This is a genomic window from Pseudomonas sp. VD-NE ins (assembly GCF_031882575.1).
Lineage (GTDB): Bacteria > Pseudomonadota > Gammaproteobacteria > Pseudomonadales > Pseudomonadaceae > Aquipseudomonas > Aquipseudomonas fluorescens_BZ.
Map to the genome: position 1 here is coordinate 4,907,982 of NZ_CP134772.1, position 20,545 is coordinate 4,928,526.

General features: G+C 60.5%; 15 protein-coding genes. 7 read left to right on the forward strand and 8 right to left on the reverse strand.

What is annotated here, in order from left to right:
* Window positions 1–6 precede the first annotated feature (6 nt).
* The gene (locus RMV17_RS21885) at window positions 7–1,032 is read right to left on the reverse strand and encodes an NAD(P)H-dependent glycerol-3-phosphate dehydrogenase (RefSeq protein WP_095114424.1); all 1,026 of its coding nucleotides are present in this window, start codon (window positions 1,030–1,032) and stop codon (window positions 7–9) included.
* A gap of 196 nt (window positions 1,033–1,228) precedes the next feature.
* On the opposite strand from RMV17_RS21885, the gene RMV17_RS21890 reads away from it, so the two are divergent.
* From RMV17_RS21890 to RMV17_RS21915, 6 genes are all read left to right on the forward strand, one after another.
* Window positions 1,229–3,352, forward strand: coding sequence for a TonB-dependent receptor domain-containing protein (locus RMV17_RS21890; protein WP_311882514.1), 2,124 nt, complete (start codon window positions 1,229–1,231; stop codon window positions 3,350–3,352).
* A gap of 1 nt (window position 3,353) precedes the next feature.
* The gene (locus tag RMV17_RS21895) at window positions 3,354–4,286 is read left to right on the forward strand and encodes an ABC transporter substrate-binding protein (RefSeq protein ID WP_108226350.1); all 933 of its coding nucleotides are present in this window, start codon (window positions 3,354–3,356) and stop codon (window positions 4,284–4,286) included.
* Window positions 4,283–6,187, forward strand: coding sequence for an ATP-binding protein (locus RMV17_RS21900; RefSeq protein WP_034155816.1), 1,905 nt, complete (start codon window positions 4,283–4,285; stop codon window positions 6,185–6,187). The genes RMV17_RS21895 and RMV17_RS21900 overlap by 4 nt, the downstream gene beginning before the upstream one ends.
* A gap of 247 nt (window positions 6,188–6,434) precedes the next feature.
* A complete protein-coding gene (gene fabA, locus RMV17_RS21905; protein ID WP_003227150.1) occupies window positions 6,435–6,950 on the forward strand; it encodes a 3-hydroxyacyl-[acyl-carrier-protein] dehydratase FabA in 516 nt (171 codons plus the stop codon).
* 11 nt (window positions 6,951–6,961) lie between these two features.
* The gene (gene fabB, locus RMV17_RS21910; RefSeq protein ID WP_034155815.1) at window positions 6,962–8,182 is read left to right on the forward strand and encodes a beta-ketoacyl-ACP synthase I; all 1,221 of its coding nucleotides are present in this window, start codon (window positions 6,962–6,964) and stop codon (window positions 8,180–8,182) included.
* A 391-nt stretch (window positions 8,183–8,573) separates the two neighbouring features.
* Window positions 8,574–8,762 carry a hypothetical protein gene (locus RMV17_RS21915; RefSeq protein WP_034155814.1) on the forward strand — a complete coding sequence of 63 codons (189 nt, stop codon included), beginning with the start codon at window positions 8,574–8,576 and terminating at the stop codon, window positions 8,760–8,762.
* A gap of 69 nt (window positions 8,763–8,831) precedes the next feature.
* Here the strand turns inward: RMV17_RS21915 and RMV17_RS21920 are convergent, their stop codons facing one another.
* From RMV17_RS21920 to RMV17_RS21950, 7 genes are all read right to left on the reverse strand, one after another.
* Complete coding sequence (locus RMV17_RS21920) at window positions 8,832–9,374, reverse strand: DUF2058 domain-containing protein (RefSeq protein WP_016987455.1); 543 nt, start codon at window positions 9,372–9,374, stop codon at window positions 8,832–8,834.
* Between the two features lie 25 nt (window positions 9,375–9,399).
* Window positions 9,400–10,233, reverse strand: coding sequence for a nucleoside triphosphate pyrophosphohydrolase (mazG, locus tag RMV17_RS21925; RefSeq protein ID WP_311887077.1), 834 nt, complete (start codon window positions 10,231–10,233; stop codon window positions 9,400–9,402).
* A gap of 130 nt (window positions 10,234–10,363) precedes the next feature.
* On the reverse strand, window positions 10,364–12,607 hold the full coding sequence (gene relA / locus RMV17_RS21930) for a GTP diphosphokinase (RefSeq protein ID WP_016987453.1): 2,244 nt from the start codon (window positions 12,605–12,607) through the stop codon (window positions 10,364–10,366).
* A gap of 101 nt (window positions 12,608–12,708) precedes the next feature.
* A complete protein-coding gene (rlmD, locus tag RMV17_RS21935; protein WP_311882521.1) occupies window positions 12,709–14,085 on the reverse strand; it encodes a 23S rRNA (uracil(1939)-C(5))-methyltransferase RlmD in 1,377 nt (458 codons plus the stop codon).
* Window positions 14,085–14,987 (reverse strand): cysteine synthase CysM, encoded by a 903-nt coding sequence (gene cysM, locus RMV17_RS21940; protein WP_178087417.1) that lies wholly within the window; start codon window positions 14,985–14,987, stop codon window positions 14,085–14,087. The genes rlmD and cysM overlap by 1 nt, the downstream gene beginning before the upstream one ends.
* A 449-nt stretch (window positions 14,988–15,436) precedes the next feature.
* A complete protein-coding gene (locus RMV17_RS21945) occupies window positions 15,437–16,861 on the reverse strand; it encodes a sensor histidine kinase (protein WP_311882523.1) in 1,425 nt (474 codons plus the stop codon).
* Window positions 16,848–17,570 carry a response regulator transcription factor gene (locus RMV17_RS21950; protein ID WP_108226356.1) on the reverse strand — a complete coding sequence of 241 codons (723 nt, stop codon included), beginning with the start codon at window positions 17,568–17,570 and terminating at the stop codon, window positions 16,848–16,850. The genes RMV17_RS21945 and RMV17_RS21950 overlap by 14 nt, the downstream gene beginning before the upstream one ends.
* Window positions 17,571–17,789: 219 nt before the next feature.
* On the opposite strand from RMV17_RS21950, the gene RMV17_RS21955 reads away from it, so the two are divergent.
* A complete protein-coding gene (locus tag RMV17_RS21955; RefSeq protein ID WP_311887078.1) occupies window positions 17,790–20,543 on the forward strand; it encodes a response regulator in 2,754 nt (917 codons plus the stop codon).
* The last annotated feature ends 2 nt before the right edge of the window (window positions 20,544–20,545 follow it).

The window sequence follows — 20,545 nt, forward strand, 5'->3', positions numbered from 1 at the left end:
GCTCACTCAGTTGAAACCACTGGTGGAAATAAAGTCGACGTCGGTTTTCGGCTCGGCCCGCATCAGTAGACCGATCACCTGCTCCAGCGTGCGTCCTTCAAAGAGGATCGCATGCAGCCCGGCGACCAGCGGCATGTACACGCCGACTTCCTGGGACTTGGCCTTGAGCACCTTCAAGGTGTTGACGCCTTCAGCGACTTCACCGAGGCGTGACACTGCTTCGTCGAGGCTCAAGCCCTGACCCAGCGCGAAACCGACTTGATAGTTGCGGCTCTTCGGCGACGAACAAGTCACGATCAGATCGCCGACACCGGCCAGACCGAGGAAGGTCATGGGATTAGCGCCCTGATTCACCGCAAAGCGGGTCATCTCGGCCAGTGCGCGGGTGATCAGCATGCTCTTGGTGTTCTCGCCCATCTCCAGCGCCACCGCCATGCCGGCGATGATTGCGTAGACGTTCTTCAACGCCCCGCCCAGTTCGACACCGAAACGGTCGGCGCTGGCGTAAACGCGGAAAGTGCGACCGTGCAGCGCGGCTTGCACGGCTTTACAGAGTTCTTCGTCTTCGCTGGCGACCACGGTGGCGGTCAGTGCGTGTTCGGCAATTTCCCGCGCGAGGTTCGGCCCGGACAGCACGCCGATGCGCGCTTGCGGGGCGATCTCTTCGAGAATCTGGCTCATCAGTTTGAAGGTCTGGGCTTCGATGCCTTTGGTCAGGCTGACCAGCATCTTGCCGCTCAACCGCTCGGCGTGGGCGGCGAGTACCGTGCGCAATGCGCTGGACGGCAGCGCGACAAAACACAAATCACAGGCGTCGAGGGTTGCCTGCAGGTCGGTGACCGCAGTCACGCCCGGCAGAATCTTGATGCCTTTGAGGTAACGCGGGTTTTCGCGATTGACCCGGATGGCCTCGGCCTGCTCGGGGTCTCGCATCCACTGCCGGACTTGATGGCCGTTCTCGGCCAGTAGATTGGCCACGGCGGTACCAAAACTTCCGCCTCCCAGGACCGCAATCGGGCGCTGTTCAGTCATATGCAATCCGTTAATCCATACCAGTGGCGATGCCGGCATTATACGGGGCGACCCGGTCGCGGCCAGCCCCTGCGTCAATTACCGACACTTGTAGGAAGAAGACCAATAAAACCGAGGAAAATGCCTGCAACGTGACTGGAAAAGTCGCTGCCCTCGGTTAACATGCGCGCCAATTCTTCGCTATCAAGGTTGTGTCGTGTCTTTTGGCTCTGCGTCCCCGCGTTCGTCCGTCTTACTGGCGCTGCTGTTCAGCCCGTTCGTGCTGGCCGACGACCTGTTCATGGACAACGAAGCACTGCCGCAGGTGCTGACGGCCACGCGCCTGAAACAGACGCCGGCGGAAGTACCGGGGAGCATGACCGTACTCGACAGCGAACTGATCAACGCCAGCGGCGCCCGCGACATCAGCGAACTGCTGCGGCTGGTGCCGGGGATGATGGTCGGCAACATCAGCGGCAATCAGGCGGCAGTCAATTACCATGGCACCAACGCCACCGAAGCGCGGCGCATGCAGGTGTTGATCGACGGCCGCTCGGTGTACCGCGCCGGTTTGTCGACAGTGGACTGGAGCGATATTCCGGTGGCAATGGAAGACGTCGAGCGCATCGAAGTCTTTCGCGGCCCGAACACCGTCAGTTATGGCGCCAACGCGCTGATGGCGGTGGTCAACATCATCACCCGCCACCCGGCGGACAGCCACGGCACGCGGCTGAAGTACACCCGTGGCCAGCGCGGCATCAATGACTTTTATGCCAGCCAGGGCACCGGCTGGAATGGCGGTGACTTGCGCTTGTCGTTGTCCGGACAGGAGGACGACGGTTTCGACAGCGACCGCAGCGGCGCCGATTACCGCGACAGCCGTCGCTTGAACCGTTTCAGTCTCGCCGTCAGCCATGCCCTCAGCGACAACCAGAGCCTCGACTGGCAGGTCAACGCCAAGGACGGCAGCAACCAACGGCCCTACACCTACCATCCGGTGTTCTCCGGGATTACTGCCGCCGGGAACAATTCCGACGTGGTCGCCAAGGATTACGCCGGTTCGGTGCGCTGGAACCTCGACATCAACCCGGAACACAGCCTTTATATACAAGGCTCGGCGCAACACTGGGATCGCCAGCAAACCTGGCGCGCCTGCGATGCCGAGGTGTCGTTCAGTCCCGAGCTGACACAACTGTGGCAACTCAACCCGAATTACACCGAACGCCTGGCGCGCAACATCACCCGCTTCACCGGCCCCGGCGCTGCGCCCGGCACCCCGCAGGAAATGGCCCTGGCCAATCAGGTGCTCGAGCAATGGCGTAACGGCGCCAGCCGCACCCTGTGCGGCGACATCGACCAGAGCGCCCGCGAATCGCGCTACGACCTCGAATTGCAGGACACCCTCAGCCTGTCCGACAGCCTGCGTCTGGTCAGCGGCATGAACTATCGTTACGACCGCGCCGACTCCGAGACCTACTTCAACGGCACGCTGGACGACACCACGTGGCGCGCGTTCGGCCAACTGGAATGGCGTGCCACTGAACACTGGTTGTTGCAGGGCGGTGCGATGTTTGAAGACACGCAACTGATCGGCAGTTCGCTGACCCCGCGATTTGCCGTCAACTACTTGATCAATCCGCGTCACGGTTTGCGCGCGGTGTACTCGGAAGCGATCCGCTCGCCGGACATGTTCGAGAACAATGTGAACTGGAGCTATCAGGTCAGCAACCTGCGACCCTCCGCCTACGGCCAGTCGTCGGCGCGTTACTTCGTAAAGACGCGTGGGCCGGGCGATCTCGATCAGGAACACATGCGCTCACGGGAGCTGGGTTACAACGGCTATTTCGCCGAGCTCGGTCTGGCCCTCGACGTGAAGCTGTTCTACGACGAGATCACCGGGATGATCAGCGAGCCACTGCGTAATAACCAATACATCGCGAGCAACGCTAACAGCTCGCGGTTTCGTGGCACGGAAACCCAGCTCGACTGGCGCGTAAGCCTCGCCGACCGGTTGCGCTTCACTTACGCCTTCGTCGATGCCGAAGCGAGCAATCCGCTGGATCAACAATTCACCTCAAGCAATAGCGGTTCGGCCGGTTGGCTGCGCGATTGGGGCCATGGCTGGAACAGCGCCCTCTTCTATTACGGCGACAACGCGCTCAATGGCTATCGCTTCGAACGGGTCGACACGCGCATCGCCAAACGCATCCCGCTGGGCAAGGCCCAATTGCAACTGGCCGGCGTGCTGCAACAGCGCCTCGACCATGAGCCGACCACCTTCGTCGATAATAATTACGACGAGCGCCGAGTGATGTACTTCAGTGCCGAGCTGGAGTTCTAGGATGCGCTACGGGCCGTCACGGAAGATGCCAACCCTTGGCCACTGGCTGGCCGGGGTGTGTCTGTTTCTGACCGCATGGTTGCATGGCGTGGCGGTGCAGGCCGCCGATATTCTCTTGACCGGTGCCGAGGAAAGCCCCGGGGTGCAAGCGTTCGTGCAGGCACTCAGCGAATTGCGCCCGACCGACAACGTGCGTTTCCAGCCGCTGGCCAGTCTGCCGGCACCGGGCAAACTGCCCGCCAGTCTGCGCCTGATTCTGCTCGATCTGCCGAGCCTCGACTGGCGCCTGCAAGAACCCCAGGGCCCGGCAACACTGGTGCTGCGCATCAGTCGCCTGCAAGCTCGCCAGCGGCTCGGCAGTGCGCAACCGGCGCACCTGAGTCTGCTCTGGAGTGACCCGCCGCTGAGCCGACAGTTGCAGTTGATCCGGCGCATCCTGCCCCAGGCCCGGCGGATCGGCGTGCTGTTTGACCAGCACAGCGAATTCCTCCTCAAGGAACTGAAGCTCGCCGCCGAACCGATGAACCTGCAAATCGTCAGCCAGCGTTGGGACAACACTCACGACAGTCGCCCGCTGCAAACCGTACTGAAAAACAGCGACGTTTTGCTGGGGCTGGACGATCCCGATCTGTACAACCCGAAAACCGCGAAAAACCTGCTGCTCAGCAGTTACTCAAGGCAAGTCGCGCTGGTCGGCCCCAACGTAGCGTTCGTCCGTGCGGGCAGCCTGGCCAGCAGTTACAGCGATCAGAACGACTGGCTGGCCGTGCTCGATCATTTGCTCGACCAACCCTCGGCGAGTTGGCCACGAACGCTCTATCCCGCGCGTTTTAAAGTCTCAAGTAATGCGCAGGTCGCTCGTTCACTCGGTATCGAACCGTTGAATGAAGCGTCTGTCGCCAGCACGCTGGCTGAAGGAGAACACCGCCCATGAGTTTCCGTCGCCGTTGGGACATCAATACCCGCACCCAGCTGATCAGCCTGGGCCCGGCGTTGTTGCTGACCCTTTTGTTGATCAGCTTCTTCACCTTCGTGCGCATTCAGGATTTGCGTCAGGAGCTGAACCACACCGGCCAATTGATCGCCAACCAACTGGCACCCGCCACCGAATACGGGGTGATTTCCGGTAACAACGAAGTGCTGGAAAGCCTGCTCAAAGCCACACTGGCCACGCCCAACGTGCGTTTTCTTGAAGTGCAGGACAGCGCCAACCGGATTCTGGTCTACGTCGAGCAACCGGCGGCAGCTCACAGTCGGCCGCATCAGGTCGAAGTGTTTCAGGCACCGGTACGCTTGCAACGCATCGCCCTGCACAACGATTTCTTCCAGGACGGCAAAGTCAGCAATGGCGCGACCAACGAGGACTACCTGGGCCGGGTGATCGTCGGTCTGTCCAACGATGCCTTCAGCCAGCGCCAGCAGGAAATCCTGCTCAAGGCCGGGATTCTCGCGCTGTTCGCCCTGCTGTTTACCTTTGTCCTGGCGCGGCGTCTGGCCGGTAGCCTGTCACAGCCGATTCGCGACATCGGCGACGCGGTCAAGGCCATTCAGGACGGCGACTATAAAACACCACTGCCGATCGTCGATGACACCGAACTGGGCGCACTGTCGCAGCACATCAACAACCTCGCCCAGGCGCTGGAACAGGCCAGCCGTGAGCAGCATCAAGCCATGGCACAACTGATCCAGACCCGCGAGGAAGCGGAAAAGGCCAACAACGCCAAGTCCGACTTTCTGGCGATGATGAGCCATGAACTGCGCACGCCCATGAACGGTGTGCTGGGCATGCTGCAATTGCTGGAAACCACCGAGATGACCGAGGAGCAGGTCGAATACGCCGCCCTCGCCTCGGAGTCCACCGAACACCTGCTGAAAGTCATCAACGACATTCTCGACTTCTCGCGCATCGAACGTTCCGAGCTGGAGCTGGAGCACATCCCGTTCAACCTCGCCGAACTGATCGGCGCCTGCGCCCAGTCTTTCCAGCACAGCGCGGTACAGCGCGGTCTGGCGCTGAATCTGCGGATCCCGGACGACATGCGCGGTTTGCAGGTGCAGGGCGATCCGACGCGGATCCGGCAGATTCTGGTCAATCTGGTCGGCAACGCGCTGAAATTCACCGAGCAAGGTCGGGTCAGCATCGAGGCGCAGTGGCAGTCGCTGGATCACGAACTGCTGTGGTTCACCTGTTCGGTGCGCGACAGCGGCATCGGTATTTCTTCTGAAAGTCTGGAGTTGATGTTCAACGCTTTCCAGCAGGCCGACAGTTCGATTTCTCGACGTTACGGCGGCACCGGCCTCGGTCTGCCGATCGCCCGTACGCTGGCCGAACGCATGGGCGGCACCTTGCGCGCGCAGAGCGAGGAAGGTCGAGGTTCGGTATTCACCCTGGAAATTCCGCTGGCACTCTATAAGCAGGCGCTGCCGCCACTGGTCGCGCCGCGCGCACTGAACGGCAAAGAGCATGGTGAAGGGCGCAATGTCCTGCTGGTCGAAGACAATCCGGTGAACCAGACTGTTATTGAAGCGATGCTGCGCAGTCTGGGCTTTACTGTCAGTGTCGCCACCGATGGTGCGCAGGCCGTGCGCAGTGCCGAGGGCAGCGACTTCGAAGTGATTCTGATGGATTGCCGTTTGCCGATCATCGATGGCTACGAAGCGACCCGGCAGATCCGGCTGCTGCCCGGACGCAGTGAGGTGCCGATCATCGCGCTGACCGCCAACGCGTTGCAGGGCGACCGTGAAACCTGCCTGTCGGCGGGCATGAACGATTATTTGGCGAAGCCGTTCAAACGTAATGATCTGCAGCAGATTCTGCAGCGCTGGGTGTCGTAGTGTGGGCCTTTCGACCATCTGCGACTGGCGTGAAAAGCGAAAGTGCGGCAGTCTTAGGCACCCGAACGAGCCTCAAAAGGGGCTTGAATAAAAATTTCAGTGCACAAGTGTACATTCATGTCCTTGGTGCTGTGACTTTCACCACAACGCAATAGTCTATGAGTAGGCTGCCGGTTCGAGGCATGAACGCTTCGAACGGTCGGGAAGATTTGCCCCACCTGCCGCATGGGATTATTGAGGAGCTCGCATGACCAAACAAAACGCCTTTACTCGGGAAGATCTGCTGCGCTGCAGTCGCGGTGAGCTGTTCGGCCCAGGTAACGCGCAACTGCCCGCCCCGAACATGCTGATGGTTGATCGCATCACCCTGATCAGCGAAGAAGGCGGCAAGTACGGCAAAGGTGAATTGGTCGCCGAGCTGGATATCAACCCTGACCTGTGGTTCTTCGCGTGCCACTTCGAAGGCGATCCGGTGATGCCGGGCTGCCTGGGTCTGGATGCCATGTGGCAACTGGTCGGTTTCTTCCTGGGCTGGCAAGGCCTGCCGGGCCGTGGCCGTGCGCTGGGTTCGGGCGAAGTGAAGTTCTTCGGTCAGGTGCTGCCGACCGCCAAGAAAGTCACCTACAACATTCATATCAAACGCGTCCTCAAGGGCAAGCTGAACCTGGCCATTGCCGATGGTTCGGTGACTGTCGACGGTCGCGAAATCTACACCGCCGAAGGCCTTCGCGTCGGCGTGTTCACCTCCACTGACAACTTCTAAGGGTTATTCGCATGCGCCGCGTCGTTATCACTGGTCTGGGCATCGTTTCGTGCCTGGGCAATGACAAAGAGACCGTCTCCGCTAACCTGCGTGCAAGCCGCCCTGGCATCCGGTTCAACCCGGAATATGCTGAAATGGGTCTGCGTAGCCAGGTTTCCGGCTCCATTGACCTCAACCTTGAAGAACTGATCGATCGCAAGATCTATCGCTTCGTCGGCCACGCAGCGGCTTACGCCTACCTGGCCATGAAAGACGCTATCGCTGACTCCGGCCTGACCGAAGAGCAAGTGTCCAACCCGCGTACCGGCCTGGTGGCTGGCTCCGGTGGTGCTTCCACGCTGAACCAGATGGAAGCGCTGGACATCCTGCGCGAGAAAGGCGTGAAGCGCGTTGGCCCATACCGTGTAACGCGGACCATGAGCAGCACCGTTTCCGCTTGCCTGGCCACGCCATTCAAGATCAAAGGCCTGAACTACTCCATCGCTTCTGCCTGCGCCACCAGTGCTCACTGCATCGGTACGGCCATGGAGCAGATCCAGATGGGCAAGCAGGACATCGTGTTCGCCGGTGGCGGTGAAGAAGAGCACTGGAGCCAGTCGTTCCTGTTCGACGCGATGGGCGCTCTGTCCAGCAAGCGTAACGACACCCCGGAACAAGCTTCCCGTGCCTACGACGCCGACCGTGACGGTTTCGTCATCGCTGGCGGTGGCGGCATGGTCGTGGTTGAAGAGCTGGAACACGCTCTGGCCCGTGGCGCCAAGATCTACGCCGAAATCGTTGGCTACGGCGCAACGTCCGACGGCTACGACATGGTTGCCCCGAGTGGCGAAGGCGCGATCCGCTGCATGCAGATGGCGATGTCCACCGTTGATACGCCGATCGACTACCTGAACACCCACGGCACTTCGACTCCGGTCGGCGACGTTGCGGAAATGAAAGGTGTGCGTGAAGTGTTCGGCGACAAGGCACCGGCGATCAGCTCGACCAAGAGCCTGTCCGGTCACTCCCTGGGCGCCGCCGGCGTTCACGAAGCGATCTACTGCATGCTGATGATGGAAGGCAACTTCATTGCCGGTTCCGCCAACATCGACGAGCTGGACCCAGAAGTGGCCGATCTGCCGGTGCTGACCAAGACCCGCGAAAACGCCACCATCAACACCGTGATGAGCAACAGCTTCGGCTTCGGCGGCACCAACGCCACGCTGGTACTGAAGCGCTGGGAAGGCAAGTAATTCCCCCCGCTTGAGCCACACATGAAAACGCCCCGACTGGTTCGGGGCGTTTTTTTTCGTCTGTAGAAAATAGCAGGTACACCGCAAAACCCTGTGGGAGCGAGCCTGCTCGCGAATGCGATATTCCAGTCACCCTATCGTCGTCTGACCCACCGAATTCGCGAGCAGGCTCGCTCCCACAATGGGTTTCGGCGCTTCTGAAAATGAAACTTCTGTCATGAAACTTTGCCCCCTGCGACTGAATGTCGCGGTTTGTGCGGGCTGTAGCACTGTTGCAAAAAACGCAACAACACCTTGCGTAAATCAGCCGTTTACTTAGCAAGCTAACAAATCATATAAAAGAGTCCTGCACACGCCTTGCTGCAGATAACTTGAGATTTGGAGCTAGCAGATGACTGTAAAAGTAACTGAACGCGACGATTCACACATGTCCCACGAAGGCGTAGCCGCCGGTATCCGCATCTGGGATGTGCATCAACAAGACTTGCTGGTCGGCATGTTCCACAACGAGATCGATGCCCACAACTACAAGGCCGAACTCGAAGTGCAAGAGCAACAACGCGAAGCCCGTTCCTCCTGATTCAACCACAGCATTGAAAACGACAAACCCCGCAAAAGCGGGGTTTGTCGTTGTTACAGCTTTATCGATTTACCACATCAGATCATCAGGGATCTGATACGCCGCGTACGGATCGTCCTCGGTGCTGACTTCTTCGGTCTGCACGTTGAGCTGGACGATGCGCTGTGGATCGCGCTCCTGGATCTTCAGGGCCGCTTCACGCGGGATCACTTCGTAGCCGCCGGCATGGTGAACGATCGCCAGCGAACCGCTGCTGAGCTTGTTGCGCATCAGCGTGTTGACCGAGATGCGCTTGACCTTCTTGTCGTCGACGAAGTTGTAGTAGTCCTCGGTGGTCAGCTTCGGCAGACGCGAGACTTCGATCAATTGCTTGACCTGTGCTGCACGCGCCTTGGCCTCGGCCTTCTCTTTCTGCTGACGGTTCAGCTCCTGGTCGCGCTTGACCTTCTCGGCCATGGCTTCCTGGGCGGCACGCTGCTGCGAGTCATCCAGTTCGATCTGGCCCTTGTGCGCCAGACGCTGCTGCTTCTGCTTGTCCTTGCTGACCTGCTTGGCCTGCTTTTGGTTGACCAGTCCTGCTTTGAGCAACTGGTCGCGAAGGGAAATACTCATGGTGCTTACTCACTTGGGCAGTGGCTCAGCCGCAGCCGGGCAAATTCTTTTCCTGACGTTTGGCTTCACCCCACAGGGCGTCCAACTCTTCGAGGGTGCAATCTTCTATGGGACGGTGGGTGTCGCGCAATGCCTGTTCGATAAATCGGAAACGTCTTTCAAACTTGCCGTTGGCGCCACGCAATGCCGTTTCCGGGTCGACTTTCAAATGCCGGGCCAGATTGACCACGGAAAACAGCAGGTCGCCGATCTCGTCAGCCACGGCGACGGGATCGTTTTCGGCCATGGCTTCGAGGACTTCATCGAGTTCCTCGCGGACCTTGTCGAGCACCGGCAAGGCGTCCGGCCAGTCGAAACCGACCTGTCCTGCGCGCTTCTGCAACTTGGCTGAACGCGACAAGGCCGGCAGCGTCGCCGGCACATCGTCGAGCAGTGACAGTTGCTCAGGCGCGGCGGACTTCTCGGCGCGTTCCTCGGCCTTGATCTCTTCCCAGCGCTGCTTGACCTGTTCTTCGCTCAAGCGCGGAACATCCAGCGGCGCGTACAGATCACCAGTCGGAAACACGTGGGGATGACGACGGATCAGCTTGCGGGTAATGCTGTCGATCACCCCGGCAAAATCGAAACGCCCTTCTTCCTTGGCCAACTGGCTGTAATAAACCACTTGGAACAGCAAGTCGCCCAGCTCGCCCTGCAGATGATCGAAGTCGCCGCGTTCGATGGCGTCGGCCACTTCGTAAGCTTCTTCGAGGGTGTGCGGAACGATGGTCGCGTAGGTTTGCTTGATGTCCCACGGGCAACCGTACTGCGGATCGCGCAGACGGTTCATCAGGTGGAGCAGGTCTTCAAGGCTGTACATCATTTAGCTGTCTCACCACAAAACCCTGTGGGAGCTGGCTTGCCAGCGATGCGGGCACCTCGGTGTTTCAGGACAATCGAGGTGATGCAATCGCTGGCAAGCCAGCTCCCACAGTTGATCGGATTGGTCATCAAGGGGTACGGTTACGCCGCGTTTCGATGATGTTCGGCAACTGCGAAATCCGCCCGAGCAACCGCCCCAGCGCATCCAGACCCGGGATCTCGATGGTCAGCGACATCAGCGCGGTGTTGTCCTCTTTGTTCGAGCGGGTGTTGACCGCCAGCACGTTGATACGCTCGTTGAGCAGCACCTGCGAGACGTCACGCAGCAGACCGGAGCGGTCGTAGGCACGGATGACGATGTCCACCGGATAGGTGAGCACCGGCACCGGGCCCCAGCTGACTTGAATGATCCGCTCCGGCTCACGCCCGCCCAGTTGCAGCACCGAGGCGCAGTCCTGACGGTGAATGCTGACGCCACGGCCCTGGGTGATGTAACCGACGATCGCATCGCCAGGCAGCGGCTGGCAGCAGCCGGCCATCTGCGTCATCAGGTTGCCGACGCCCTGGATCTGAATGTCGCCACGCTTGCCCGGCTTGTAACCGGTGGCTTTGCGTGGAATCAGCTCCAGTTGCTCGTTGCCGCGTTCCGGCTCGACCAGTTGCTGCGCGAGGTTGACCAGTTGCGCCAGACGCAAGTCGCCGGCACCGAGGGCGGCGAACATGTCTTCGGCGGTTTTCATGTTGGCCTTGTCGGCCAGCTTGTCGAAGTCCACCGCGGGCAGGCCGAGGCGTGTCAGTTCGCGTTCGATCAGGGTTTTACCGGCGGCAACGTTCTGGTCGCGCGCCTGCAGTTTGAACCAGTGAACGATCTTCGCCCGCGCCCGCGAGGTCGTGACGTAACCAAGGTTGGAGTTAAGCCAGTCGCGGCTCGGCGTGCCGTGCTTGCTGGTGATGATCTCGACCTGCTCACCGGTCTGCAGGCTGTAGTTGAGCGGCACGATGCGCCCGTTGATCTTCGCGCCACGGCAGTTGTGGCCGATCTCGGTGTGCACGCGGTAAGCGAAGTCCAGCGGCGTCGCGCCTTTCGGCAAGTCGATGGCGTGACCGTCCGGAGTGAAGATGTACACCCGGTCCGGCTCGATATCGACGCGCAGCTGTTCGGCCAGACCACCGATATCGCCCAGCTCTTCGTGCCACTCGAGGACCTGACGTAGCCAGGAGATTTTCTCTTCGTAGTGGTTCGAGCCGGATTTGACATCGGTGCCCTTGTAGCGCCAGTGCGCACAGACACCGAGCTCGGCCTCTTCGTGCATCGAGTGCGTACGAATCTGCACCTCGAGCACTTTACCCTCAGGGCCGATCACCGCCGTGTGCAGCGAGCGGTAGCCGTTCTCTTTCGGGTTGGCGATGTAGTCGTCGAACTCTTTCGGGATGTGCCGCCACAAAGTGTGGACGATGCCCAGCGCGGTGTAGCAGTCGCGCATTTCCGGCACCAGCACACGTACCGCACGCACGTCGTAGATCTGGCTGAATTCCAGCCCCTTGCGCTGCATTTTGCGCCAGATCGAATAGATGTGTTTGGCCCGGCCGCTGATGTCGGCATCGACGCCGGTGGCCTGCAATTCATCCTTGAGCTGGGTCATCACATCGGCGATGAAACGCTCACGGTCCAGCCGTCGCTCATGGAGCAACTTGGCGATCTGCTTGTATTGATCCGGCTCGAGATAACGGAAGGACAAGTCCTCCAGTTCCCATTTGATATGACCGATGCCGAGGCGGTGCGCGAGCGGCGCATAGATGTCGAAAACTTCGCGGGCGACGCGGTTACGCTTTTCGTCGTCAGCGGTTTTCACTGCACGAATGGCGCAGGTCCGTTCGGCCAGTTTGATCAGCGCGACGCGAACGTCGTCGACCATGGCGACGAGCATCTTGCGCAGGTTTTCCACCTGCCCTTGCGTGCCCATGACCATCGACTGACGCGGGCTGAGACTGGCACTGATGGCGGCCATGCGCTGCACACCGTCGATCAGCTTGGCCACCACCGGACCGAAGCGCTGGCCGATGGCCGCGAGTTCGATCTGGCCCTCGCGTACGCCGCGATACAGGACCGCCGCGACCAGCGAATCCTGATCGAGCTTGAGGTCGGCGAGAATCTCGGCGATTTCCAGGCCCGTACTGAAACTGCCGGAGCCTTCGGCCCACAGATTCTTCTTGGCATTGGACTGTTGTTCGGCCTCGCGAGCGAACTCGCAGGCTTCCTTCAAGGCTTCGCGATCCAGTGCCAGATCGACACTGACCGCGTGATCGAGCCAAGCCTCGAGATTGATACTGCCGTCAGTGTTGATCGGCTGGTGTGCTCTCACCTGTACCATCTTGCTTTACCTTCCCTACGACGCAGATTCAATGCGTCAAATCGCTGATCCTTGTTGCCCGTTCGCGCTCGCGGGGCTAAAGCGAGCGCTGTGCGGACAGATCAGACGGATTCAGACGAGCCATCCTGGCTCGCTTCAAATAACGCCATGGCCTCGACATGTGCCGTCTGAGGAAACATATCGAGAATCCCGGCACGTTTTAACCGGTAGCCCTGCTTGATCAATTCGACCGTGTCGCGCGCCAGAGTTGCAGGGTTGCACGACACATACACCAACCGTTTGGCACCCAGGGTCGCCAACTTGCGAACCACCTCGAAAGCACCGTCACGCGGTGGGTCCAAGAGTACCGCAGAAAAGCCGTTTCCGATCCACTGGGCATCGGTCAAAGGCTGGGATAAATCGGCTTGAAAAAACTTTGTGTTATGCAAATTGTTACTAGCCGCGTTGGCTTCCGCGCGATCGACCATCGTCTGCACGCCTTCCACCGCAACGACTTCGCGCACGGTTTTGGCCAGTGGCAAGGCGAAGTTGCCCAAGCCGCAGAACAGATCCAGCACACGCTCGTCGCTGCCGGGTTTCAGCCAGTCCAGCGCTTGCGCGACCATGGCTTCGTTGACGCCGGCATTGACCTGAATGAAGTCACCCGGTCGGTACGCCAGATCCAGATCCCACTGCTCCAGGCGATAACCCAGCGACTGGGTGGCATCGACCGGTTGCGGCTCGCCTTCGCCATGCAGCCACAATTGCGCTTCATGGAACTGGCAGAATTCTTTGAGAATCGTCAGGTCCGCTTCGGACAACGGCGCCATATGCCGCAGCAACACCGCCAGAGACGAGCCGCTGAACAACTCGACATGCCCCAGCGCCTGCGGTTTGCTCAAACGACGGAGCATCTCCGGCAAACGGGTCATGATCGGTTGCAAGGGCTGTACCAGCACCGGGCATTCGCTGATGGCGACAATGTCCTGGCTGCCAGCGGCACGGAAACCCACTTCGAGTTTCTTCGCTTTCATGTCCCAGCGCACGGCGATGCGGGCGCGACGGCGATAGCCGAATTCGGGACCGGTCAGCGGCGCTGCCCACTCTTCAGGTTCGACACCGGCGACACGCGACAATTGCTCGGCGAGCATGCGCTGTTTCAGGGCAAGCTGTTCGCCGTGGGGCAAATGCTGGACGCTGCAACCGCCGCAACGGCCGGCGTGCTGACACGGTGCCGGGCGACGCAATTCGCTGGCCTTGAACACGCGCTCGGTGCGCGCTTCGACCACTTTGCCGTGAGCGCCAAGCACCCGCGCTTCGACCTCTTCACCGGCGAGGGCGCCGAGGACGAACCAGGTTTTGCCTTCGAAAAAAGCGATACCGCGACCGTCATTGGCCAGGCGTTCGATGCTCAAACGCTGCTTTTTGCCGGTCGGGATTTGCACGGCCTTGCTGCCGCCGGTGGGCTGGAAGCGCAGGCCTCTCTCGTGCTTGGCCATCAGTTGGGCGCGTCGAAAATGCCGGTCGACAGGTAACGGTCGCCACGGTCGCAGATGATCGCGACGATCACCGCGTTTTCAACTTCTTTGGACAGGCGCAGCATCGCTGCCACCGCACCACCCGAGGACACGCCGCAGAAGATACCTTCTTCGCGGGCCAGACGACGGGTCACGTCCTCGGCTTCGCTTTGCGCCATGTCGACGATGCGATCAACGCGATCAGCCTGATAGATCTTCGGCAGGTATTCCTGCGGCCAGCGGCGAATACCGGGAATGGCCGAGCCTTCCATCGGTTGCAGACCGACGATCTGCACCTTGTCGCTCTGCTCTTTCAAGTAGCGCGACACGCCCATGATGGTGCCGGTGGTGCCCATCGAACTGACGAAATGGGTGATGGTGCCCTGGGTCTGACGCCAGATTTCCGGACCGGTGGTGGTGTAGTGCGCCTCAGGATTGTCGCCATTGGCGAACTGATCGAGCACCTTGCCACGGCCTTCGGCCTCCATGCGCTGCGCAAGATCGCGGGCGCCTTCCATGCCCTCTTCCTGGCTGACCAGAATCAGCTCGGCACCGTACGCGGTCATCGCCGCTTTACGTTCGGCGCTGGAGTTGTCGGGCATGATCAGGATCATCTTGTAACCCTTGATCGCAGCGGCCATGGCCAGCGCGATCCCGGTGTTGCCCGAGGTCGCTTCGATCAGCGTATCGCCGGCCTGGATCTGCCCGCGCAACTCGGCGCGAGTGATCATCGACAACGCCGGACGGTCCTTGACCGAACCCGCCGGGTTATTCCCTTCGAGCTTGAGCAATAGGGTGTTGCTGGTAGCGCCGGGCAGGCGCTGCAAACGCACCAGCGGCGTGTTGCCGACGCAATCGGCGATGGTTGGGTACTGCAGGGTCATGGCGTATTCGCAATCCAGACGTGCGGGGGCGCCTATCATACCGGCAAACCCGCGCAGGCCATATCACGCAAAGTGCGGTGCTTATGGTTTATGGGAATAAGCAGCAATAGTCTCACCACTGGTGAGACTTTTACGTCGGGTCATCTTTGTTTGCGGCGATGCGAATGGCCTCATCGCTGGCAAGCCAGCTCCCACAGTGGTTAGTGTTGCGCCATCAATTATGTCAGCAGTGCTGACACTCTCTTGTCCTGTTCCACTATCTGGGGGTGAAACATATTCCCTGTGGGATGGGAGTAAGCAATAAAAGTCGCACCAGTGGTGCGACTTTTACGTCGGGTCATCTTTGTTTGCGGCGATGCGAATGGCCTCATCGCTGGCAAGCCAGCTCCCACAGTGACCCGTGTTGCTCTATTAATAGTGTCAGCAGTGCTGACACTGTCTTGTATTGCTCAAACAATCTGCGGGTGAAACACATTCCCTGTGGGAGCTGGCTTGCCAGCGATAGCGTCAGTCGGCGCAACACCGTCATCCGCCAGCAACCGCAAATTCAGCCGCAACCCCGCCCTGCCATTCTCCGCCCAAATCCTTCCGCCCTGACGCTGCACGGCATTGCGCGCGATGCTCAGCCCCAAGCCAAAACCGCCGTCCCCAGGGCGCGAGCCATCGAGGCGGGTGAACGGTGAGAAGATCCGTTCCAGATCCCCTTCCGCCACCCCGCCGCCCTGATCTTCCAGCCACAGGTGCCAGTAATCACACTCGCGCCGTCCATCAAGACGCACGATCCCACCCGCCGGCGAATGCCGAATCGCGTTGCGCAAAATGTTCTCCAGCGCCTGCGCCAGCGTATTCAGGTTGCCGCGCACCCAGCATGAGGACTCGACCGAACACTGCAATTGCAGACTCGGCCAGCCGCTTTCATAACAGGCATTGTCGGTGAGCATTTCCCACAGGGCCTGGATCTGAATCGCCTCGTCGGGCAATGGCGAGCGCTCGGTATCGAGCCAAGCCAGTTGCAGGGTGTCTTCGACCAAGCGTTGCATGCCGTCGACTTCGCGACCGATACGTTCGCGTAGCTGCACCAAGTCTTGCTCGCTTTCACTGGCCACGCGCAATCGGCTCAACGGCGTACGCAACTCGTGGGACAAATCACGGAGCAATTGCTGTTGCAGGGCGACGGTCGATTGCAGACGCTCGGACATGGAGTCGAACGCCCGCGCCAGCTCGCCGAGTTCATCCGGGCGCTGGGTGATGCCGCTCGACAACCGCACATTCAATTGATCGGCGCGCCAGGCGTTGGCCTGTTCACGCAGGTTGTTCAGCGGCACCACCAGCAACCGATACAGGCCGACGCACAGCAATAAAGTGAACAGACCAGGAATCACGCCGTTGGTGATGACGCGCCAGAACAGCCGATATTTACCCGGCAGAAATCGCTCGGGCAATTCGATCACCAGACTGCCGGCGGCGGGCTCTTGAGGGAATGGAATACGTAACCACGGCCGGCCTTTCTTGTGGATCGGCCAGTCGAGACCGCGCAAGAAGGTCAAGTGCTGGATTTCCTGTTCATTCAGCGGATCACTGCTCAACGACTGCAAATTGCCGCCGATGACGCCAACCCAACTGGCTTCGCGCAATTCCATGCTCTGCAACCAGTCATCGACCCCGCTGCGGCCGCCGTGCTGCCACGCCTGTTCCGCTTGCGCGGCGTAACGCGTCAGGGTGCCCCGCGCTTCGTCGGAGAGGAACTGGTTGCGCTCCTCCATATAACGGCCCCACGACCAGCTCAGCCAGATCATCAGCAGACAAAATGCGACCAGCAGAAACGCCAGTTTCCAGAACAGTGAATGCCGCCCCGGCAGTTCAGAGCGTTTCATCAGCGGCGCTCAACACGTAACCCTTGCCCCACACGGTGCGCACTTCACGCTCGGTGTAACCGATGGCTTTCAGTTTGCGACGGATCTGGCTGATGTGCATGTCGAGGCTGCGGTCGTGGGCCGCGTAGCCGCGTTGCAAAACGTGCTGATAAAGGAAGGCTTTGCTCAGTACTTCCTCGTCATTGCGATTGAGGGTTTCGAGCAAACGGAACTCGCTGCGGGTCAGCCCGGCGGCTTGCTCGCGGAAAAACACATCGCACCGTTCATCGTCGAACCGCAGCGTGCCGGCCACCACTGGCGCCGCCAGCAACGCCGGGCGCCGATCCAGCGCGACCCGGCGCAAAATCGCTTCGATGCGCACATGCAACTCGGCCATGCTGAACGGTTTGGGCAAATAATCGTCGGCGCCCAGACGAAAACCACTGATGCGATCCGCCTCAGCGCCGAGGGCCGACATCAGCAACACCGGCGTCGAATGGCTCTGGCGCAATTGCGTCAACACATTCAAGCCGTCCATGCCCGGCAACAGAATATCCATCAGCACCACGTCGAACGGTTGGCGCGTGGCGATGCTCAGGCCTTCCTGGCCGTTCTGGCACCAGGTCACCTGAAAGCCGCTGCGGCCCAGATGTTCATGAACATAGGCACCGAGCACCGGATCGTCTTCGATGGAGAGAATGCGTGGCTGGCCAGCGGAAACAGGAGTCATGAGTATCTGCAAGTAATTCTCAGTTGAGAGTGATTATTCAAGATTGCCGGAGATCGGGCAACTCAAGGTTGGCCCAACCGACAAATGAACACCGCCACCCTGCCCTAACACGAGTGCATTTTTCCGAAGATTGCCCGCGAGCAAATCGCTACACTGCGCCCATGCCGCGTGCCGGATGCACGCATGAGTCAACAGATCAGCGGGATGCAGGAGATAGGCGTGCTCAAGAAACTGGGAATCAAAGGTCGCGTGTTGTTGCTGACCTTGTTGCCGACCAGCCTGATGGCACTGGTGCTCGGTGGTTATTTCACCTGGACGCAGCAGTCCGACTTGCAGAGCCAATTGATGCAGCGCGGCGAAATGATCGCCGAGCAACTGGCGCCGCTGGTGGCACCTGCCATGGGCCACGGCAACAGCGAGTTGCTGGAGCGCATCGCCACTCAGTCCCTTGAACAACCGGACGTGCGCGCGGTGACCTTCCTTGCCCCGGATCGCTCGCCGCTGGCGCATGCTGGCCCGACCATGCTCAATCAGCCGCCGAGCGGCGACAGCGCGCATTTGCAACGGCGCAGCGGCAATGACGCGACGCGTTACCTGATGCCAGTGTTCGGCAAACATCGCAATCTCGCCGGCGAACTGATCCCGCAAGAATCCGACCGACTGCTCGGCTGGGTCGAATTGGAGCTGTCGCACAACGGCATGCTGCTGCGCGGTTATCGCAGCCTGTTTGCCAGTCTGTTGCTGATTGTCGCCGGCCTGGCGGGCGCGGCACTGCTGGCGTTGCGCATGGGCCGCACCATCAACCGTCCGCTGAGCCAGATCAAACAAGCCGTCGCACAACTCAAGGACGGCCACCTGGAAACGCGTTTGCCGCCGCTCGGCAGTCAGGAGCTGGACGAACTGGCCTCAGGCATCAACCGCATGGCCGGCACCCTGCAGAACGCCCGCGAAGAACTGCAACACAGTGTCGATCAGGCCACCGAAGACGTGCGCCAGAACCTGGAAACCATCGAGATCCAGAACATCGAACTGGATCTGGCGCGCAAAGAAGCGCTGGAGGCCAGCCGGATCAAATCCGAATTCCTCGCCAACATGAGCCACGAAATCCGCACGCCGCTCAACGGCATTCTAGGTTTCACGCATTTGTTGCAGAAAAGCGAACTGACCCCGCGCCAGCTCGATTATCTGGGCACCATCGAAAAATCCGCCGACAGCCTGCTGGGGATCATCAACGAGATCCTCGACTTCTCGAAAATCGAGGCCGGCAAACTGGTGCTCGACCATATTCCGTTCAACCTGCGCGACCTGTTGCAGGACACCCTGACCATCCTCGCCCCCGCCGCGCACGCCAAGCAGCTGGAACTGGTCAGTCTGGTCTATCGCGACACGCCGCTGTCGCTGGTCGGTGACCCGCTGCGTCTGAAGCAGATCCTCACCAACCTGGTCAGCAACGCCATCAAGTTCACCCGCGAAGGCACCATCGTCGCCCGGGCGATGCTTGAAGATGAACACGAAGACAGCGTGCAACTGCGCATCAGCATTCAGGACACCGGCATCGGCCTGTCGAATCAGGACGTGCGCGCGTTGTTCCAGGCGTTCAGTCAGGCCGACAACTCGCTGTCGCGGCAACCGGGCGGCACGGGTCTGGGGCTGGTGATTTCCAAGCGCCTGATCGAACAGATGGGCGGCGAAATCGGCGTTGACAGCACACCGGGCGAAGGCTCGGAATTCTGGATCAGCCTGAGCCTGCCCAAGACCCGCGACGACGCCGAAGACTTGCCGGCCGCGCCGTTGCTCGGGCGCCGCGTCGCGGTGCTGGAAAATCACGAACTGGCGCGTCAGGCCTTGCAGCACCAACTGGAAGACTGTGGCCTCGATGTCACCCCGTTCAATACCCTCGAAACCTTGACCAACGGCGTCACCGGCGCGCACCAGACTGATCAGGCGATTGATCTGGCGGTCATCGGCATCACCAGCAACGACATGCTGCCCGAGCGATTGAACCAGCACATCTGGGACCTCGAACACCTCGGCTGCAAAGTGCTGGTGCTATGCCCGACCACCGAGCAGACGCTGTTCCATTTGTCGGTGCCGAACCCGCACAGCCAACTGCAAGCGAAACCAGCCTGCACGCGCAAATTGCGCCGCGCCCTGGCCGATCTGGTCAATCCGCGCCAGCCCCGCAATGAGCCGGGCGAACCACTGTCGAGCCGCGCGCCGAAAGTACTCTGTGTCGACGACAACCCGGCCAACCTGCTGCTGGTGCAAACCCTGCTCGAAGACATGGGCGCCAAGGTGCTCGCGGTGGAAAGCGGCTACGCGGCGGTCAAAGCCGTACAGAGCGAGTCCTTCGATCTGGTGCTGATGGACGTGCAGATGCCGGGCATGGACGGCCGTCAGAGCACTGAAACCATTCGCCAGTGGGAAAGCGAACGGCACTGCACGCCGCTGCCAATCGTCGCCCTCACCGCCCACGCTATGGCCAATGAAAAACGCGCGCTGCTGCAAAGTGGCATGGACGACTACCTGACCAAACCGATCAGCGAGCGGCAACTGGCGCAAGTGGTGCTGAAATGGACCGGCCTGGCCTTGCGCAATCAAGGGCCGGAGCGGACCAGCGAAAATTCCGCTGGCAACAATGAACTGCCGGTGCTCGATCACGAGGAAGGTTTGCGCCTGGCCGCCGGCAAGGCTGATCTCGCTGCGGACATGCTGGCCATGCTGCTCGCCTCACTGGAAGCCGACCGCGAAGCCATCCGCGCGGCGTGCGAAAACCGCGACCAGAACGCATTGATCGAACGCGTCCATCGTCTGCACGGTGCCACCCGTTATTGCGGCGTACCGCAATTGCGCGCGGCCTGTCAGCGCAGCGAAACCCTGCTCAAGCAGGACGACCCGAAGGCCGTGGCAGCGCTGGAAGAACTGGAGCGCGCGATCAATCGGCTCGCGGCGCAAGCGAAGATCAGCGCCTGATC

Excerpts from the sequence above, each read along its gene's own strand:
- RMV17_RS21885 (WP_095114424.1), bottom strand. The coding sequence starts at position 1,032 with ATGACTGAACAGCGCCCGATTGCGGTCCTGGGAGGCGGAAGTTTTGGT.
- RMV17_RS21895 (WP_108226350.1), top strand. The coding sequence starts at position 3,354 with ATGCGCTACGGGCCGTCACGGAAGATGCCAACCCTTGGCCACTGGCTG.
- RMV17_RS21900 (WP_034155816.1), top strand. The coding sequence starts at position 4,283 with ATGAGTTTCCGTCGCCGTTGGGACATCAATACCCGCACCCAGCTGATC.
- fabA (WP_003227150.1), top strand. The coding sequence starts at position 6,435 with ATGACCAAACAAAACGCCTTTACTCGGGAAGATCTGCTGCGCTGCAGT.
- fabB (WP_034155815.1), top strand. The coding sequence starts at position 6,962 with ATGCGCCGCGTCGTTATCACTGGTCTGGGCATCGTTTCGTGCCTGGGC.
- RMV17_RS21915 (WP_034155814.1), top strand. The coding sequence starts at position 8,574 with ATGACTGTAAAAGTAACTGAACGCGACGATTCACACATGTCCCACGAA.
- RMV17_RS21920 (WP_016987455.1), bottom strand. The coding sequence starts at position 9,374 with ATGAGTATTTCCCTTCGCGACCAGTTGCTCAAAGCAGGACTGGTCAAC.
- mazG (WP_311887077.1), bottom strand. The coding sequence starts at position 10,233 with ATGTACAGCCTTGAAGACCTGCTCCACCTGATGAACCGTCTGCGCGAT.
- relA (WP_016987453.1), bottom strand. The coding sequence starts at position 12,607 with ATGGTACAGGTGAGAGCACACCAGCCGATCAACACTGACGGCAGTATC.
- rlmD (WP_311882521.1), bottom strand. The coding sequence starts at position 14,085 with ATGGCCAAGCACGAGAGAGGCCTGCGCTTCCAGCCCACCGGCGGCAGC.
- cysM (WP_178087417.1), bottom strand. The coding sequence starts at position 14,987 with ATGACCCTGCAGTACCCAACCATCGCCGATTGCGTCGGCAACACGCCG.
- RMV17_RS21945 (WP_311882523.1), bottom strand. The coding sequence starts at position 16,861 with ATGAAACGCTCTGAACTGCCGGGGCGGCATTCACTGTTCTGGAAACTG.
- RMV17_RS21950 (WP_108226356.1), bottom strand. The coding sequence starts at position 17,570 with ATGACTCCTGTTTCCGCTGGCCAGCCACGCATTCTCTCCATCGAAGAC.